This window comes from Streptomyces sp. WMMC940, from assembly GCF_027460265.1.
Classification (GTDB): domain Bacteria; phylum Actinomycetota; class Actinomycetes; order Streptomycetales; family Streptomycetaceae; genus Streptomyces.
This window is the reverse complement of record NZ_JAPZBC010000001.1, coordinates 2,560,261-2,576,516: the sequence shown is the minus strand read 5'-3', so window position 1 is coordinate 2,576,516 and position 16,256 is coordinate 2,560,261. Positions and strand designations below refer to the sequence as shown.

Genomic DNA, 16,256 nt, shown 5'->3' with positions numbered 1-16,256 from the left:
GGCTGCCTCAGACCTTGACGACCTCCACGGAAGGACCGCACAGGAGTGTCAGATCCTCGGGGTCGGACGTGAGAACGGTGACCGGCCGGGGTGCGTTGCGGGCGATGACGACGAAGGCGGCATCGATGGCGTACTCGTGGCCGTGGAGGTGATGGGCGCGCAGGAGCGCGGCGGCCTGGTCGGTGATCTCCTTGGTGACGTCGTGAACGTCGACGCGGGAGAGGACCCACTTGATGCGGGCCGGGTGGATGCGCTCGTAGTCGGCCTCGAGGCTGGTCATGGCACTGGTGGCGACGCGGATGCCTTCTTCCGACGCCGCTTGGACCAGAGCCATGACGGTACGGTCCTTGCGGTAGAGCTTCGAGAGTCCTTCGCTGTCGAGCAGGAGGGTGCCGGGCATCAGGAGGCCGCCCCGCCGGCCTGCCGGTGGTCGTGACGCAGCAGCGCCCGGGCGGCCTCGACCTCCTCGCGGGTGAGGGCTTCGTTGTCGGTCTCGAAGTCGGTGACGATCTCCCGGAGCTTGTCCATGGCGACCCGCTGTTCGAGTGCCTCGGCGACGTAGGCGGAGAAGCCGCCGGGGCCCACGTGGGCGCGTACGGCCTCGGCGAGGTCCTCGGGCAGGCTGATCGAATACTTCCTGCTACCGCTCATGGTGCCGATCCTACCGGCGGTCGTAGGAGGTCGGGACTGTGGACGGATACCCGTCATGGATCGGTGCCCGCGATGGGAGGATGCGGGGACGGTGCAAGAGGGGCGGGAAGCGTTGGGGCGTGGCGAGCGGGACACGGTCGCGAGGGGAGTGCGACTGTACGACGTGGCACAGGCAGTGATCGGTGACCACGGTAGGGCCGTCGAGGCGGTGCGGGCGGCGCTGAAGCCGATTCACGACGCGGCGGTCACTCGCGAGCTCGCCGGATGAGATCGCCGAGCGGGTACGGACGCAACAGCTCGACGACTCGCATCGGCGGGTCTCCCTGCGCGGCTACCAGGCGTTCGGCGCGAGGTTCGCCCTTGCGCAGCGCAAGGTGATACTCGGCGACGAGATGGGTCTGGGGAAGACCGTCCAAGCGATTGCCGTGCTGGCACACCTGGCCGCCGAGGGGCAGAGCCATTTCATGGTCGTCTGCCCGGCGAGCGTTCTCGTGAACTGGACTCGGGAGATCGAGGCCCGCAGCGCCCTTCGCGCCATGGTGCTCCACGGGCCCGACCGGCACTACGCGTTCGCCGACTGGAAGGGGCGGGGCGGGGCGGGGGTGACCACGTTCGACGCACTGCGCGGATTTCCGGCGCCGGGCGGCGGGGAGGTCGGGCTGCTCGTCGTCGACGAAGCTCACTCCGTGAAGAACCCGAAGACCAAGCGGTCTCGGTCGGTCGCCCTGTGGACGGAGCGTTGTGAGCGCAGCCTCTTCATGACCGGAACACCGATGGAGAACCGGGTCGTGGAGTTTCGCAACCTGGTCCGGATGCTCGATGGAGGGGTGGCGGATTCCCTGGGCGAGCGGGACGCTCTGGCGGGATCAGTCGCCTTCCGCAAGGCAGTCGCCCCGGTCTACCTGAGGCGTAACCAGGAAGACGTGCTGACGGAACTCCCGAGTCTTCAGCAGACCGACGAGTGGGAGGAGCTGAGCGCGTCGGACGAGGAGGCGTACCGCGATGCGGTGCGCGCAGGCAACTTCATGGCGATGCGCAGGGCTGCGTACATGCGCCCCGAGAGGTCGGCCAAGCTGGACAGGCTCCGCGAGATCGTTCAGGAGGCCGGCGAGAACGGGCAGAAGACCGTGGTCTTCTCCAATTTCAAGGACGTGCTGGGCGTGGTGAAGGGGGCGCTCGCTGGGGGTCCCACTGCCGGTACTCCGATGTTCGGTCCGCTTACCGGTAGCGTCCCGGCCGGGCGACGGCAGCAGATCGTCGACGACTTCGCCGGGGTCTCGGGACCAGCGGTGCTCCTGGCACAGATCCAGGCGGCCGGCATCGGCCTCAATATGCAGGCTGCCTCCGTGGTCATCATCTGCGAGCCGCAGATCAAGCCGACCATCGAACACCAGGCGGTGGCCCGGGCCCACCGTATGGGCCAGGTCAGGTCGGTGCACGTGCATCGTCTGCTCGCCACCGGGGGAGTGGACGAACGCATGGTGCAGATGCTGGAGGAGAAGACCCGCCTGTTCGATGCCTACGCCCGCCGTAGCGCCGTGGCGGAAGCCACCCCGGACGCGGTCGACGTGTCGGACACCGAGCTGGCCCGCCGGATCGTCGAGGAGGAGCAGGCGCGTCTGGGTATGAAGGATGGAAGCCCCAGGGCATCCGGGTGAGGGTGCCCTCCGGCCCGCAACCAGTCCGCAGGACACCCGCAGACGACCCTCGGGAGCCAACGCATGCCGGCGGAGAGATGGCTGGTCAGGGCGGTGTATGGGTCTCCGTCGCGGGTCAGGATGGGCGCGCGCCTCGGGAAGGCGGGCGGGCCTCCCCGAACCGGCCTTACCCGCCGGTGCCCTGAGCGGCGACCCGGTGGGGTGCCCCGCCGCGGTGGGCGTGCCCCGGTGCCGGGCCCGAACGGTCACCCCTCGGCGGCGACCCCCGTCTTCGCCCCCGCCCCGCACAGCGGCACCACCGCCGTGCGGCCCTCCAGGCCGTGCTCCTGGATCGCCGCCCAGCAGGCCGCGCCCGTGGGCTCGACGAACAGGCCGCGGGCGGCGAGGTCGAGCTGGGCGGCGCGGATCGGGTCGTCCGTCACCGTCAGGAAGGTGCCGCCGCAGGCGCGTACGGCGGAGAGGATCTGGCGGGACCGGGGCGGAGCGGGAATGGCGATGCCCTCGGCGAGGGTGGGCGCCGCCTCCGCCGGGGTGATGTCGTCCGCCCCGGCGCGGAACGCGCGGGCCAGGGGCGCGACCGCGGCCGTCTGGACCGCGACGATCGCCGGCCGTTCCGCGATCAGCCCGTGGGTGCGCAGTTCCTCGACGGCCAGGTGGGCGCCGAGCAGCAGGGTGCCGTTGCCGACGGGCAGGACCAGTACCTCGGGCAGTCTGCCGCCGAGGTCCTCCCAGATCTCGTACACATAGGTCTTCGTGCCGTGCAGGAAGTACGGGTTGTGGACGTGCGAGGCGTAGAAGACGCCGTCCTCGTCGGCGGCGGCGCGTGCGGCGCGTGCGGTCGCCTCCCGGTCGCCGGGCACGCGGTCCGGACGGGCGCCGTGGGCGGCGATCTGCTCGATCTTCTTCGGGGAGGTCGCGGCCGGGACGTACACGGTGCAGTCCAGGCCCGCGCGGGCGCAGTACGCGGCGATCGACGTGCCCGCGTTGCCGCTGCTGTCGGCGATCACGCGGCGCGGCTTCAGCCGGCGGGCGAGCTCGACGAGCACGACCGCCCCGCGGTCCTTGAACGAAAGGGTCGGCATCAGGAAGTCCAGCTTCGCGGTGACGGTGGCGGTGAGGGGGACCAGCGGGGTCCGTCCCTCCCCGAGCGAGACGGCTCCGGGACCGTCGCCCGTGGCCTCCGTCGCGGAGAGCGGCAGCGCCTCCTCGTACCGCCACAGTGAACCGACCCTGCCCGCGAGGGTGTCGAGGGACACGGGCGCCGCGGCGAAGTCGAGGTCCCACGGGCCGTGGCACCGGGGGCAGCGCCAGGCGAGCGACTCGACCGGGGAACGTGCGCCGCACCTCGGGCACTGATAGTCCGTCATGTGATCCAGCATGGCAGTCATGTGGCACGCGTGTTACGGGCCGTCCGAACTCTTGTGGGATTCCTATGGATCAGCCAATCTTTCGGGACGGCAGTGGCGCGGCGATTTCGCGGGCACCCACCGCGTTGTGTTTGTCATGTCCCTGCCGCATACCCCCACGACAACGCACCACCAATGAGGAGGACCCCTCACATGTCCGTGATGCGTAACTCGCGGCGAAGACTGTCCGCGGTCAGCGCGACAGCCGTCGTCGCCCTGGCACTCGGTGCCGCCTCCGCTCTCCCGGCCACCGCGGCAGAGCCCGCCCCGGTGGGCGTGATCGAGAACGCGGGCGCCCCCGGTGCCATCGCCGGCAGCTACATCGTCACCCTCGACGAGTCGGCCCCCGACGCCGGATCCAAGGCAGGCAGAGAACTCGCCGAGGAGTACGGCGCCAAGATCAAGAAGACGTACCGCTCCGCCCTCAACGGATACGCCGTCGAGCTCTCCGAGGCGCAGGCCAGGAAGTTCGCCGCCGACCCCGCCGTCGAATCCGTCGTGCAGAACCGGGTGTTCACCATCTCCGGCACCCAGCCGAACCCGCCCTCCTGGGGTCTGGACCGCATCGACCAGCGCGCGCTGCCGCTCGACCAGAGCTACACCTACCCCGACTCCGCGGGCGAGGGCGTCACCGCGTACATCATCGACACCGGTGTGCGGATCAGCCACAACGACTTCGGCGGCCGTGCCTCGTACGGCTACGACGCGATCGACAACGACAACACGGCGCAGGACGGCAACGGCCACGGCACGCACGTCGCCGCCACGGTCGCCGGCGGCTCCTACGGTGTCGCGAAGAAGGCGAAGGTCGTCGGCGTCCGGGTGCTCAACAACTCCGGTTCCGGCACCACCGCCCAGGTCGTCGCGGGCATCGACTGGGTGACGCAGAACGCCGTCAAGCCGGCCGTCGCCAACATGAGCCTCGGTGGCGGCGTCGACACGGCGCTGGACACCGCCGTCCGCAACTCCATCGCGTCCGGCGTCACCTACGCCGTGGCGGCGGGCAACAGCGGCGCCAACGCCTCCAACTACTCCCCGGCAAGGGTGGGCGAGGCCATCACCGTCGGCTCCACCACCAGCAGCGACGCCCGTTCCAGCTTCTCCAACTACGGCAGCGTGCTCGACGTGTTCGCCCCGGGCTCGTCCATCACCTCGGCGTGGAACTCCAGCGACAGCGCGACCAACACCATCTCCGGTACCTCGATGGCCACCCCGCACGTCGCCGGTGCCGCCGCGCTCTACCTGGCGGACAACCGGACCGCCACCCCGGCGCAGGTGTCCTCGGCGCTGACCGCCGCGGCGACCCCGAACGTGGTCGGCAACCCGGGCTCCGGCTCGCCGAACCGGCTGCTGTACGTCGGCGGCGGCACGACCACGCCGCCCGGGTCGAAGTTCGAGAACACCGCGGACTACGCGATCAACGACAACGCCACCGTGGAGTCGCCCGTCACCGTCAGCGGCGTCGCGGGCAACGCACCCGCCGCACTCCAGGTGCCGGTCAGCATCGTGCACACCTACATCGGTGACCTCCAGGTCCAGCTCATCGCCCCGGACGGCACCGCGTACACGCTGAAGTCGTACGGCACCGGCGGCAGCAGCGACGACATCAACACCACCTACACCGTGAACGCGTCCTCGGAGGTCGCGAACGGCACCTGGAAGCTGCGGGTGAGCGACAACGCCTGGTGGGACACCGGCAAGATCGACTCCTGGGGTCTTCAGTTCTGACGCCCGGAGCACCGGACCGTGCCGGGTCCGGCGACTGAACGAGCAGTGAGGGGCGGCCGCGCCGAGCGGCCGCCCCTTCCGCGTATTACGGCTGCCCGTCGCCCGGCTCCCGCCATATGATCCGCTGACCCGCGCAGATGTTCGCATGATCTTCACAAGGAGCGCCGTACCCGTGGAACCGTCGTCGCAGGGATGGACGCCTCCGGGCGCGTCCGACCCGGCGCAGCCGCCCGCCCCGTCCTCGCCGCAGCCCGCCCCGGCGGCGTACCCGTACCCGACGCCGGTGGGCGTACAGCCGGGAACGCCCTACCCGCCCTACGGGGCGGTGCCGCGGCGGCCGGGCACCAACGGCTTCGCCATCGGCTCCCTCGTGACGGGCATCGTGTGCTGTCTGCCCCCGCTCGGCCTCGTTCTCGGGCTGGTCGCGCTGGCGCAGATCAGGAAGAGGGGCGACGAGGGCCGGGGTCTGGCGATCGCGGGCACCGCGCTCTCCGTCATCAGCACGATCCTCATGGCCGTCGCGTTCGCCACCGGCACCGCCGGTGAGGCATGGGACGGCTTCCGCCAGGCGGCCCGCGACAGGGCCGCCGCGGACTCCACGTTCGACATGCGGACCGGGCAGTGCTTCGACACCCCGGGCCGCGGCCTGAAGGACGAGGAGGAGGCGGCGTCCGTCCGGATCGTGGACTGCGACCGACCGCACGAGGGCGAGGTGACCGGCACCTTCCCGCTCGACGGGTTCGACGAGTGGCCGGGGGAGAAGACGGTCGAGACCGAGGCGGAGCGCCGGTGCGAGGACATCAACAGCGCCTACACACTGGACTGGTGGGCCGTTCCCGGGACGGCGGAGCCCTACTACTACATGCCGACCAGGCACAGCTGGCGCTTCGGCGACCGGAGCGTCACCTGTGCGCTGGCGAGCCGCGGGCCGAAGCTCGTGTCCTCCGTCCGTAGCGACCGGACGACGCTCGACCCGGCGCAACTCGCCTACCTCGAGGGTGAGATGGCCGTCGACGCGGTCTGGTGGGAGGAGCCGGAGGACCTCTTCGAGGACGATCCGGAGGCCAACCGCGCCTGGGCGGAGCGGATGGCGCGGACGCTCGGAGCCGAGGCCCGTGACCTGCGCGCCGGACCCTGGCCCGCGGCGGCCCGCACGCACGCGCTGACCCGCGCGAAGGAGTACGACACGGCCCGCCGCCACTTCGGCCGGGCGGCGGTCGCCCAGGACGAGGAGAGCTTCTGGGACGCCACGTCGGAGGCGGACGACGCCTTCCGCCAGGAGACCGAGATCGCCGTCCGGTCCGCTCTCGGCCTCGCCACGGACCCGCCGGAGGAGGCGGACGACGCGGGGGAGGGGGAACCGCTGCCGAGCGACGACACGACGGTCTGAGCCCGGCGGCTCACAGGTACGAGTGAGTCGCGGGCCGCCGCACCGGTGACTTTCGGGCGGGTGCCCCTCGCCGCAGCCGCTCGCGCACGGTCGGTCGGCGCCGAAGTCCTCCCGGGTGTGGAGGGCGGAACCGCCGGGTGGCGCTCTTCTCGCCGGGGACGTGGAAGTCGTCGAGGACGTCGGACTGCGTCCGCGCGAAGCCCGCGCGCCCGCCAGGGGCGAGTGCCTGCCTCCCGGGTGGTCGTTACTACGTGTAACGCCTTGGCCCATACTTGCGGGGATCAACCGTCGGTTGCCACGCTGTTGCTGTCTGTCAACCTGTTGGGAGTGGCCAGTGACATTCGGTGAGCAGCCCGCCTATCTGCGCGTCGCGAGCGATCTCCGCCAGAAAATCGTCAGTGGCTCGCTGCCGCCGCACACCCGCCTTCCCTCGCAGGCCCGGATCCGGGAGGAGTACGGAGTCTCCGACACCGTCGCGCTGGAGGCGCGGAAGGTGCTGATGGCCGAGGGCCTCGTCGAGGGGCGATCCGGCTCGGGGACGTACGTGCGGGAGCGGCCGGTGCCGCGGCGCATCGCCCGGTCGGGTTACCGGCCGCCGTCCGGCGCCAATCCGTTCCGCCAGGAGCAGGCAGCGGAGGGCGCCCGCGGCACCTGGGAGTCGAGCAGCGAGCAGGAGCCGGCGGGCGCCGCGGTCGCGGGCAGGCTGGGCGTCGCGCTCGGCGAACGCGTGATGCGCACGCGATACGTCTTCCGGGACGCCGGCGAGCCGACGATGCTGTCCACCTCCTGGGAGCCGCTCTCGATCACGGGCCGTACGCCGGTCATGCTCCCCGAGGAGGGCCCGCTCGGCGGCTGCGGGGTCGTCGAGCGGATGGGCGCCATCGACGTCGTGGTGGACAACGTGGTCGAGGAGGTCGGCGCCCGGCCGGGGCTGGCGGAGGAACTGCTCACCCTCGGCGGGGTGCCCGGCCATGTGGTCATGGTCATCCAGCGCACCTACTACGCGTCGGGTCGCGCCGTCGAGACGGCGGACGTGGTGGTCCCGGCCGACCGCTTCCGGATCGCGTACCACCTCCCGGTGCGCTGACCCGCGCACTCCGGCCCGCGGCGCGCGGCGTCGGCGTGCCGGTTCTTCGCGGTTCGGGGAAGGGCGGCGCCCTTCGTCGACGTCCGTGACGCTCCGCCGGTTCGGGGCGCGGTCGCCTCGAAGCGCGCGTCGCACAGGGCGCGTTCACGGGCTCCGGGGCGCCGTGGGAGCCGGCCCGGCGCCCTCCAGGATCGGGCTCTCACGGCCGTGCTCGGGGCTCACGGAGCCACTCCCGGCCGCGACCTCTTCCCGCGGCTCGTGCGCAGTTGCGGCCGGGCCGGATCCGGTGCTGCCACAGGGGAGTTGACCCCGGCGTCTCCCGTGGCCCGGGTCCGCGCCGACGCGCGGCCCGTGAACGCGCCGGCGCGCGCCGGACGGCGAAAGGCCGCCCGGCCGTACCCGGTCCCGGTTCCGGTCGTGAAACCGCCGGCCGCCTCGGCGCCCCGCTCCCGGCGCGGTCGTCACCCTGCGCGGCCGTGAGGCAGGGGGCGCACTCGGCCAGGTGCGCCCCTTGGGTGGGAGCGGACGCTGGCCGGATTCGTCTCTCTTCGTGAAAACACGGATCCGCTGAGTGAAGGTCAGGCGTAGGCTCGGGCATATGCAGACTGCGGTTTCCTGGGGATCGTCAGAGAAGTGCAGGCCGGCGGCGGGAGAGGTGCGATGACCGACGGCGGCGCGATGCTGCCCTGGCTGGTGATCCGCCAGGACGACAACGGCAATCGCTATCGCGTGGGAAGGTACGCCACACAGGACGAGGCGCAGCAGATCGCGGACAGTCTCGGTGGTCGCGGCCACAAACAGCTCTACTGGGTGGAGCACATGGGGCAGACGGCACCCTCCTGAGCGGGTCCCGGGGGCCGCCGGGCGGGCGCCTGCGGGCCGGAGCGTTCCTCCGCCCGGGTTACGCTCCCGCGCATGACGGATCCTGTGAACGCCCGTGTCGTGGTGGCCGGCGCCCTCTACGACCAGGGGCGTCTCCTCGCCGCGCGCCGCAGCGCACCGCCCGAGTTCGCCGGACGGTGGGAGCTGCCCGGCGGCAAGCTCGAACCCGGGGAGTCCCCCGAGGAGGCTCTCGTGCGCGAGCTGCGCGAGGAGCTGGGGGTGGAGGCCGAGCCCGTCGAGCGGGTGCCCGGTGAGTGGCCGCTGGGTCCCGGCTATGTGCTCCAGGTCTGGACGGCACGGCTGATCTCGGGTCAGCCGCGCCCGCTGGAGGACCACGACGAGCTGCGCTGGCTCGCCGTCGACGAACTGGACGCCGTGGACTGGCTGCCCCAGGACCGCCCCGCAGTCGAGGAGGCCGTGCGCCGGCTGCCTGGTGACCACCCGGGGAGAGCGGGCGGCTGATTTCCTGCGCCGTTCGCGTCACCGCACGCACTTTTCGGGGATATCTCGCACCGAATATCGGGTATGTCCTGAATGCCGCCCCAAAGTGGACGGGATTCCGTGGCAGGTCCGGGAAGTGGTCGGCGTGATCGACACCGAAGGCGCATGCGCCGAGTGGACCTTCCCTGCCGCGCCGGACGCCGTCCGTTCCGCCCGCCACGCCGTCCGCGACGCCCTGCGGAATTGGGGCCTCGAGCCCCCCGTGGTCGATGTGACGGTGCTCCTGGTCAGTGAGCTCGTGACCAATTCCCTTCGGTACACCTCCGGGCCCATCGGGGTCCGCCTGGTCCGGCCGGCTGTCGACGGAACGCCGCCGCCGCGACCTCCCGCGTTGCTCGTGGAAGTCTCCGACCCGCTTCCGGATCCGCCCCTGGAGCGTCCCGCGGGGCCCGATGACGAGGGCGGACGCGGGCTGCAGCTGGTGGCCTGCGCGGCCTGTCGCTGGGGGACGCGACGCGGCAGAACGGGCAAGACCGTGTGGTTCGAGCTGCCCCTGCCTGGTTAGGAGTGTGGGGGGACGACGATCACTGCGTGCTCGGCTCAAAACGAACGAGACCGTGCTGTGATCGTGAACGCCGTGCCGCCAGGTGCCGTAGTGCTGAATACTGCGGGCATGGCCGGTCCGGTGCGGTGAGCTGGAGGGGACGGTCGCGTGAGCGAGATACCTGAGACGGCGAGCGGCGTGGTGTGGCAGAGCAGTCCGCCCGGCTCCATCTACGACTACATCAAGGTCGCGTCGTTCTCGATCGGGCCGGACGGGCTGGTCGACCAGTGGAGCCGGCGTGCCGCCGAGCAGTTCGGCATCTCCGCCGAGGACGTCAGGGGCAAGGATCCGATCGACGTCTTCATCCCCTCCGAGCTCCGCCCGCGAGGCCACCGCAAGATCGCCGAGATCCTGGACGGCAAGGAGTGGACGGGACTCGTCCCGTTTCGCCTGCCGGGCGAGGGCGGTGCGCACGGACTGGCCGAGGTCTACGTGATGCCGAGCGAGACGGAGAACGGCGAGCGTGCCGCGCTCTGTATCGTCGTCGACGTACGCGCTCTACGGCGGATCGAGACGGACCTCGCGGCTTCGCAGGCGATTTTCGGTCAATCTCCTTTTGGCTTTCTCCTGTTCGGTACCGACCTCACCGTGCTGCGGGCCAACGAGCGCTTCGCGACGGTCTTCGGCGGTGTCGTCGAGGACCACCGCGGCCGGACGGTGCACGACTACCTCTCCCGCCCAGAGGCGGAGCGGATGACCGCCGCCCTCCAGCGGGTGCTGGAAACCGGGGAGTCCGTCACCGACCTCCAGATCGTCGGCAGCGCCCCCGGCAGCTCCGACCGGCGGCACTGGGCCGTCAACCTGTACCGCGTGCACAGCGGTTCCGGCCGGCCCGTCGGCGTCGCGGGGCTCGGCATCGACGTGACCCGCCGTCATATCGCCGCCCGCGAGGCCGCCAGCGCCCGCCGCAACCTCGCCCTGCTCAACGAGGCCAGCGCACGGATCGGCAACTCCCTCGACCTGGAGACCACCGCGCGCGAGCTGCTCGACGTCGCCGTCCCCGGCTTCTGCGACCTCGCCTCCGTGGACCTCTACCAGGGACTGCTCACGGGCGACGAGGCCCCGCCCGGACGCTGGGGCCCCGCCCGGCCCGAGAGCTACGGCGGCAGCGCCGAACTGCGCCGCGTCGCCTTCGCCAGCACCGTCTCCGAGACCCTGCTCGGGGGCGCCTCGGGGGCGGGCACGCCGGCCAGCCCACAGGTCGGCGCCGTCCACCACTACCCCTTCAGCTCCGCCTGCGCCGACGCCCTGCGCATGGCCAGGGTCCGCGTCATCCCCGGCGAGGACGGCAGCCTCGTCCAGTCCACGCTGGCCGTGCCGATGGTCGCCCACGACACGGTCGTCGGCCTCGTCCAGTTCTCCCGGGCCAAGGGCAGCGAGCCGTTCGGCGAACGCGACCGGGCTCTCGCCGTCGAGCTCGCCGCCCGAGCCGCGGTCTGCATCGACAACGCCCGCCTCTACCGGCGCGAGCACGAGCGCGCCCTGATCCTCCAGCGCAGCCTCCTGCCCCCCGGCGACCCGGAGGCCGCGGGTCTCGACATCGCCTGCCGCTACCTCCCCGGCAACACCGCCACGGAGGTCGGCGGGGACTGGTTCGACGTCATCGAGCTCCCCGGCCACCGCACCGCCCTCGTCGTCGGCGACGTCATGGGACGGGGCCTGCGCGCCGCCGTCGCCATGGGCGAACTCCGCACCGCCGTCAGGACGTTGGCCCTGCTGGACCTGGAACCCGCGGAGGTGCTCTCCGCGCTCGACGAGATCGCCCGCGGACTCGGCACGCCGAGCGGTGCCCAGCAGGCCTCCCGGGTCGCCCACAAGTCCCGCGGGCCCGAACTCTCCGAGGTCTACCTGGCGACGTGCGTCTACGCCGTGTACGACCCCGTGACGCGGCGCTGCACCTTCGCCAACGCGGGCCATCTGCCGCCCGTCCTCGTGGAACCGGGCGAGGAGGCGCTGCTGCTCGACGTACCGCCCGGGATGCCGCTCGGCGTGGGCGGCGAACCCTTCGAGGAGGTCCAGGTCGAGCTTCCGGAGGGAGCACTGCTCGCGCTGTACACGGACGGGCTCGTCGAGTCGCGGGACCACCCGCTGGACGAGGGGCTCAGTGCCTTCCGCCGCGCCCTGACCGAGCCGGCCCGCTCCGTGCCGGAGCCCCGTTCCCCCGACGCTCCGGCGGGTGGGGCGAACGGCGGGACGCCCGCCGACCCCGACCGCGGGTCCCGCTCCCGTTCGCTCGAGGACGTCTGCGACCATGTGCTCGCCACCCTCGACACGAGGCACGGCGAGGACGACATCGCACTGCTGATGGCCCGTATCCAGGGCCTGGCGACCGAGGCCGTGGGGGACTGGAGGCTGCCCCGCGAACCACGGTCGGTGGGCCGTGCCCGCGAGCTGGCCCGGGCCCAGCTCAGCGCCTGGGACCTCGATCCGCTCGTCGACACGGTCGAACTGCTCGTCAGCGAGCTCGTCACCAACGCCCTTCGCTACGGCGAGGGCGAGATCCGGCTGCGGCTGCTGCGTGACCGCACCCTCGTCTGCGAGGTGTGGGACGCCGGCCTCGTACAGCCGCGGCGCCGGCGGGCCCGGGACACCGACGAGGGCGGTCGCGGGCTGCAGCTGGTCGGTCTGCTGAGCGCCGCCTGGGGCTCCCGCCGCACGCCCCGGGGCAAGACCGTCTGGTTCGAACTCGCCCTGCCGGACGGTGACTCGGCGGCCGAGCCGAGCGTGGAGCAACTGCTGAGCATGTTCTGACGCCGGGGGCGGACGGTACGGACCGTCCGCCCCCCGCCGGACACCGCCGTGCCCGGACGCGGACGCCCGGGCACGGAGGGGCGAAAGGCGCTATGTGGTGTGCTCGCCCCGGCGGCGGATCCTGCTGCCCAGCCACACCAGCGGGTCGTACTTCCGGTCGACCGCGCGCTCCTTGAGCGGGATCAGCGCGTTGTCCGTGATGTGGATGCCCTCGGGGCACACCTCCGTGCAGCACTTGGTGATGTTGCAGTAGCCAAGCCCGTGGTCCTCCTGGGCCGTGCGCTTGCGGTCGAGGCCCGACTCGTCGGCCGCGTCCAGCGGGTGCATGTCGAGCTCGGCCACGCGCATCAGGAAACGCGGCCCGGCGAAGGCCGTCTTGTTCTCCTCGTGGTCACGCACCACATGACAGGTGTCCTGGCACAGGAAGCACTCGATGCACTTGCGGAACTCCTGCGAGCGGTCCACATCGATCTGCTGCATCCGGTACTCGCCCGCCGCGACGCCCTGCGGCGGGACGAAGGACGGCACCTCACGGGCCTTGGCGTAGTTGTACGAAACGTCCGTGACCAGGTCGCGCACCACCGGGAAGGCGCGCAGCGGAGTCACCGTGACGGTCTCGGCACGGTCGAAGACCGACATGCGGGTCATGCACATCAGCCGGGGACGGCCGTTGACCTCCGCGCTGCAGGAACCGCATTTGCCCGCCTTGCAGTTCCATCGCACCGCGAGATCCGGTGCCTGGGTGGCCTGCAGCCGGTGGATGATGTCGAGGACGACCTCGCCGTCGTTGACCTCGACCGTGAAGTCCTCGAGGCCCCCGCCGTCCTGGTCGCCCCGCCAGACCCTGAACCGAGCGTCGTACGTGCTCATTCGTACAGCTCCTCTTCGGCGAGGTACTTGACCAGCTCTTCCTTCTCGAAGAGGGCGAGCAGGTCGTGGCGGATGGGCTCGGTGGTCTTCCGCGCGAGGTCGATCTGGCCGCGGACGACGGGGTCGGCTGCCGGAGCACCGGGCTCCACCGGCCCGAAGGACAGCGAGCGGTCGGCGAGCCGGCACAGCAGATTGATCCGGCGCCACTCCCGCTCCATCGCGGGGTAGTCCTCGCGGGTGTGGCCGCCGCGGCTCTCGGTGCGTTCCAGGGCGGACCGGGCGATGCACTCGCTGACCAGCAGCATGTTGCGCAGGTCCAGGGCGAGGTGCCAGCCCGGATTGAACTGGCGGTGGCCCTCCACGCCCGCCCGCCGGGCACGGACCCGCAGATCGGCGAGCCGCTTCAGCGCCTGCCCCATCTCGGACTCCCGCCGGATGATGCCGACCAGGTCGTTCATCGTCTGCTGGAGCTCCTGGTGGAGCGTGTACGGATTCTCCGGCGGGGCGTCCGGCTCGGGGCCCTCGGCACTGAAGGGCCGCAGCGCCTCCGCCGCGGCCGCGTCGATCTGCACCTCGTCGACCGGGGGCCGCTGCCCGGCGAGGCCGGCCGCGTACTCCGCGGCGTGCAGTCCGGCGCGCCGGCCGAAGACCAGCAGGTCCGAGAGGGAGTTGCCGCCGAGCCGGTTGGAGCCGTGCATGCCGCCGGCGACCTCGCCCGCCGCGTACAGGCCGGGCACGCCGACCGCCGACGCGGTGTCCGAGTCGACCGCGATGCCGCCCATCACGTAGTGGCAGGTCGGTCCGACCTCCATGGCCTCCGCGGTGATGTCCACGTCCGCCAGTTCCTTGAACTGGTGGTACATGGACGGCAGCCGGCGTTTGATCACCTCGGCCGGCATCCGGGTGGAGACGTCCAGGAACACACCGCCGTGCGGTGAGCCGCGGCCCGCCTTCACCTCGGCGTTGATGGCCCGGGCGACCTCGTCGCGGGGGAGCAGTTCGGGCGGGCGCCGGTTGTTGTCCGGGTCCTCGTACCAGCGGTCGCCCTCCTCCTCCGTCTCCGCGTACTTCTCCTTGAAGACGTCCGGGACGTAGTCGAACATGAACCGCTTGCCCTCGGAGTTGCGCAGCACCCCTCCGTCGCCGCGCACCGACTCGGTGACGAGGATGCCCTTGACCGAGGGCGGCCAGACCATTCCGGTCGGATGGAACTGCACGAACTCCATGTTCAGCAACGGCGCGCCCGCGAGCAGCGCCAGCGCGTGCCCGTCGCCGGTGTACTCCCAGGAGTTGGAGGTCACCTTGAAGGACTTGCCGATGCCGCCGGTGGCCAGTACGACCGCCGGGGCCTCCAGCACGAAGAAGCGTCCGGACTCACGCTCGTAGCAGAACGCGCCCGAGACCCTGTCGCCGTCCTTGAGCACCCGGGTCACCGTGCACTCCTGGAAGACCTTGAGGCGGGCCTCGTAGTCGCCGAACTCCTTCTCGTCCTCCTGCTGGAGCGCGACGATCTTCTGCTGAAGGGTCCGGATCAGCTCCAGCCCGGTCCGGTCGCCGACGTGCGCCAGCCGTGGGTACTCGTGACCGCCGAAATTGCGCTGGGAGATCTTCCCGTCCTTGGTGCGGTCGAAGAGCGCGCCCCAGGTCTCCAGCTCCCAGACCCGGTCGGGAGCCTCCTGGGCGTGCAGCTCCGCCATCCGCCACTGGTTGAGGAACTTGCCGCCGCGCATGGTGTCGCGGAAGTGGACCTGCCAGTTGTCGTGGGAGTTCACGTTGCCCATGGAGGCGGCGATCCCGCCCTCCGCCATCACGGTGTGGGCCTTGCCGAACAGGGACTTGCAGATGACGGCCGTACGAGCGCCCGCCTCGCGCGCCTCGATGGCGGCCCGCAGCCCCGCACCACCCGCGCCCACGACGACAACATCCCACTGCTGCCGTTCGAGCTCAGTCATCGGTGAGCACCTTTCCCCTAGAAGAAGCGCGGATCGGCGAAGGCGCCGGAGGCGAGCAGATAGACGTAGAAGTCGGCGAGGGCGACACTGATCAACGACGCCCAGGCGAGCAGCATGTGACGCTCATTCAGTCTGCCGACGAACCCCCACAGCCGGTAGCGCACCGGGTGCTTGGAGAAGTGCCGCAGCCGGCCGCCGATGATGTGCCGGCAGGAGTGGCAGGAGAGGGTGTACGCCCAGATCAGCACGATGTTGACGAGAAACACCAGGGTGCCGAGGCCCATGTGGCCCCAGGCGTAGGTCTCGTCGCGGAAGGCGAGCACCGTGTCGTAGGTGAGGATGACCGCCACCGGAAGCGCCGCGTAGAAGAAGTAGCGGTGCATGTTCTGCAGGACCAGCGGGAAGCGGGTCTCGCCGGTGTACTTCGCGTGCGGCTCGGCGACCGCACAGGCCGGGGGCGAGGCCCAGAAGCCCCGGTAGTAGGTCTTGCGGTAGTAGTAGCAGGTCAGCCGGAAGCCCAGCGGGAAGATCAGGATCAGCAGGGCCGGGGACAGTCCCCACCAGCTGCCGAAGATCTCCCAGTTGGGGCCGCCCTTCATGGGCACGCAGTTCTCGGCGAGGCAGGGTGAGTAGAACGGCGAGACGTACGGCGCGGCGTAGTAGTCGCTGTTCGAGAAGGCCCGCCAGGTCGAGTAGACGATGAAGGCGAGCAGACCGCCGGCGGTCGCGGCGGGCGCGAGCCACCAGCGGTCGGTCCTGAGGTGGCGGGTGGCGATGGCGGCGCGCGTGGCGCCGCGTACGCCGGTGTCGGTATGAGGTTCGGTGCCAGTGGCCAA

General features: G+C 71.3%; 13 protein-coding genes and 1 pseudogene. 8 read left to right on the top strand and 6 right to left on the bottom strand.

The window, feature by feature from the left end:
- Positions 1-7: 7 nt before the first annotated feature.
- Both O7595_RS11150 and O7595_RS11145 read right to left on the bottom strand, forming a co-directional pair.
- Complete coding sequence (locus O7595_RS11150) at positions 8-400, bottom strand: DNA-binding protein (protein WP_269728562.1); 393 nt, start codon at positions 398-400, stop codon at positions 8-10.
- Positions 400-651 carry a hypothetical protein gene (locus O7595_RS11145; RefSeq protein WP_269728561.1) on the bottom strand — a complete coding sequence of 84 codons (252 nt, stop codon included), beginning with the start codon at positions 649-651 and terminating at the stop codon, positions 400-402. Before O7595_RS11145 ends, O7595_RS11150 begins: the two co-directional genes overlap by 1 nt.
- A gap of 260 nt (positions 652-911) precedes the next feature.
- Between O7595_RS11145 and O7595_RS11140 the strand changes: the two are divergent.
- Positions 912-2,285 (top strand): annotated as a pseudogene (locus tag O7595_RS11140) (DEAD/DEAH box helicase); the annotation flags it as partial.
- A gap of 269 nt (positions 2,286-2,554) precedes the next feature.
- Here O7595_RS11140 and O7595_RS11135 read toward each other — a convergent pair.
- On the bottom strand, positions 2,555-3,676 hold the full coding sequence (locus O7595_RS11135; protein WP_269728560.1) for a pyridoxal-phosphate dependent enzyme: 1,122 nt from the start codon (positions 3,674-3,676) through the stop codon (positions 2,555-2,557).
- A 192-nt stretch (positions 3,677-3,868) separates the two neighbouring features.
- Between O7595_RS11135 and O7595_RS11130 the strand changes: the two genes are divergently transcribed.
- From O7595_RS11130 to O7595_RS11100, 7 genes are all read left to right on the top strand, one after another.
- On the top strand, positions 3,869-5,443 hold the full coding sequence (locus O7595_RS11130) for a S8 family peptidase (protein WP_269728559.1): 1,575 nt from the start codon (positions 3,869-3,871) through the stop codon (positions 5,441-5,443).
- A gap of 145 nt (positions 5,444-5,588) precedes the next feature.
- On the top strand, positions 5,589-6,833 hold the full coding sequence (locus O7595_RS11125) for a DUF4190 domain-containing protein (protein WP_269728558.1): 1,245 nt from the start codon (positions 5,589-5,591) through the stop codon (positions 6,831-6,833).
- A gap of 334 nt (positions 6,834-7,167) precedes the next feature.
- The gene (locus O7595_RS11120; RefSeq protein ID WP_269728557.1) at positions 7,168-7,920 is read left to right on the top strand and encodes a GntR family transcriptional regulator; all 753 of its coding nucleotides are present in this window, start codon (positions 7,168-7,170) and stop codon (positions 7,918-7,920) included.
- Between the two features lie 660 nt (positions 7,921-8,580).
- Positions 8,581-8,763, top strand: coding sequence for an SPOR domain-containing protein (locus O7595_RS11115; protein ID WP_269728556.1), 183 nt, complete (start codon positions 8,581-8,583; stop codon positions 8,761-8,763).
- A gap of 72 nt (positions 8,764-8,835) precedes the next feature.
- A complete protein-coding gene (locus tag O7595_RS11110; protein WP_269728555.1) occupies positions 8,836-9,264 on the top strand; it encodes a (deoxy)nucleoside triphosphate pyrophosphohydrolase in 429 nt (142 codons plus the stop codon).
- A 115-nt stretch (positions 9,265-9,379) separates the two neighbouring features.
- Entirely contained in the window at positions 9,380-9,808 is a 429-nt protein-coding gene (locus tag O7595_RS11105; RefSeq protein WP_269732451.1) for an ATP-binding protein, read from the top strand.
- A gap of 147 nt (positions 9,809-9,955) precedes the next feature.
- Complete coding sequence (locus O7595_RS11100) at positions 9,956-12,598, top strand: SpoIIE family protein phosphatase (RefSeq protein ID WP_269728554.1); 2,643 nt, start codon at positions 9,956-9,958, stop codon at positions 12,596-12,598.
- Positions 12,599-12,688: 90 nt separating this feature from the next.
- Here O7595_RS11100 and O7595_RS11095 read toward each other — a convergent pair whose 3' ends face one another.
- Genes O7595_RS11095 through O7595_RS11085 form a run of 3 tightly spaced genes read right to left on the bottom strand, consistent with a single transcriptional unit; the run spans position 12,689 to position 16,256 of the window.
- Complete coding sequence (locus tag O7595_RS11095; protein ID WP_269728553.1) at positions 12,689-13,468, bottom strand: succinate dehydrogenase/fumarate reductase iron-sulfur subunit; 780 nt, start codon at positions 13,466-13,468, stop codon at positions 12,689-12,691.
- Complete coding sequence (locus O7595_RS11090) at positions 13,465-15,420, bottom strand: fumarate reductase/succinate dehydrogenase flavoprotein subunit (protein ID WP_269728552.1); 1,956 nt, start codon at positions 15,418-15,420, stop codon at positions 13,465-13,467. Before O7595_RS11090 ends, O7595_RS11095 begins: the two co-directional genes overlap by 4 nt.
- A gap of 17 nt (positions 15,421-15,437) precedes the next feature.
- Positions 15,438-16,256 carry a hypothetical protein gene (locus O7595_RS11085; protein WP_269728551.1) on the bottom strand — a complete coding sequence of 273 codons (819 nt, stop codon included), beginning with the start codon at positions 16,254-16,256 and terminating at the stop codon, positions 15,438-15,440.

Excerpts from the sequence above, each read along its gene's own strand:
- O7595_RS11150 (WP_269728562.1), bottom strand. The coding sequence starts at position 400 with ATGCCCGGCACCCTCCTGCTCGACAGCGAAGGACTCTCGAAGCTCTAC.
- O7595_RS11145 (WP_269728561.1), bottom strand. The coding sequence starts at position 651 with ATGAGCGGTAGCAGGAAGTATTCGATCAGCCTGCCCGAGGACCTCGCC.
- O7595_RS11135 (WP_269728560.1), bottom strand. The coding sequence starts at position 3,676 with ATGACGGACTATCAGTGCCCGAGGTGCGGCGCACGTTCCCCGGTCGAG.
- O7595_RS11130 (WP_269728559.1), top strand. The coding sequence starts at position 3,869 with ATGTCCGTGATGCGTAACTCGCGGCGAAGACTGTCCGCGGTCAGCGCG.
- O7595_RS11125 (WP_269728558.1), top strand. The coding sequence starts at position 5,589 with ATGATCTTCACAAGGAGCGCCGTACCCGTGGAACCGTCGTCGCAGGGA.
- O7595_RS11115 (WP_269728556.1), top strand. The coding sequence starts at position 8,581 with ATGACCGACGGCGGCGCGATGCTGCCCTGGCTGGTGATCCGCCAGGAC.
- O7595_RS11110 (WP_269728555.1), top strand. The coding sequence starts at position 8,836 with ATGACGGATCCTGTGAACGCCCGTGTCGTGGTGGCCGGCGCCCTCTAC.
- O7595_RS11095 (WP_269728553.1), bottom strand. The coding sequence starts at position 13,468 with ATGAGCACGTACGACGCTCGGTTCAGGGTCTGGCGGGGCGACCAGGAC.
- O7595_RS11090 (WP_269728552.1), bottom strand. The coding sequence starts at position 15,420 with ATGACTGAGCTCGAACGGCAGCAGTGGGATGTTGTCGTCGTGGGCGCG.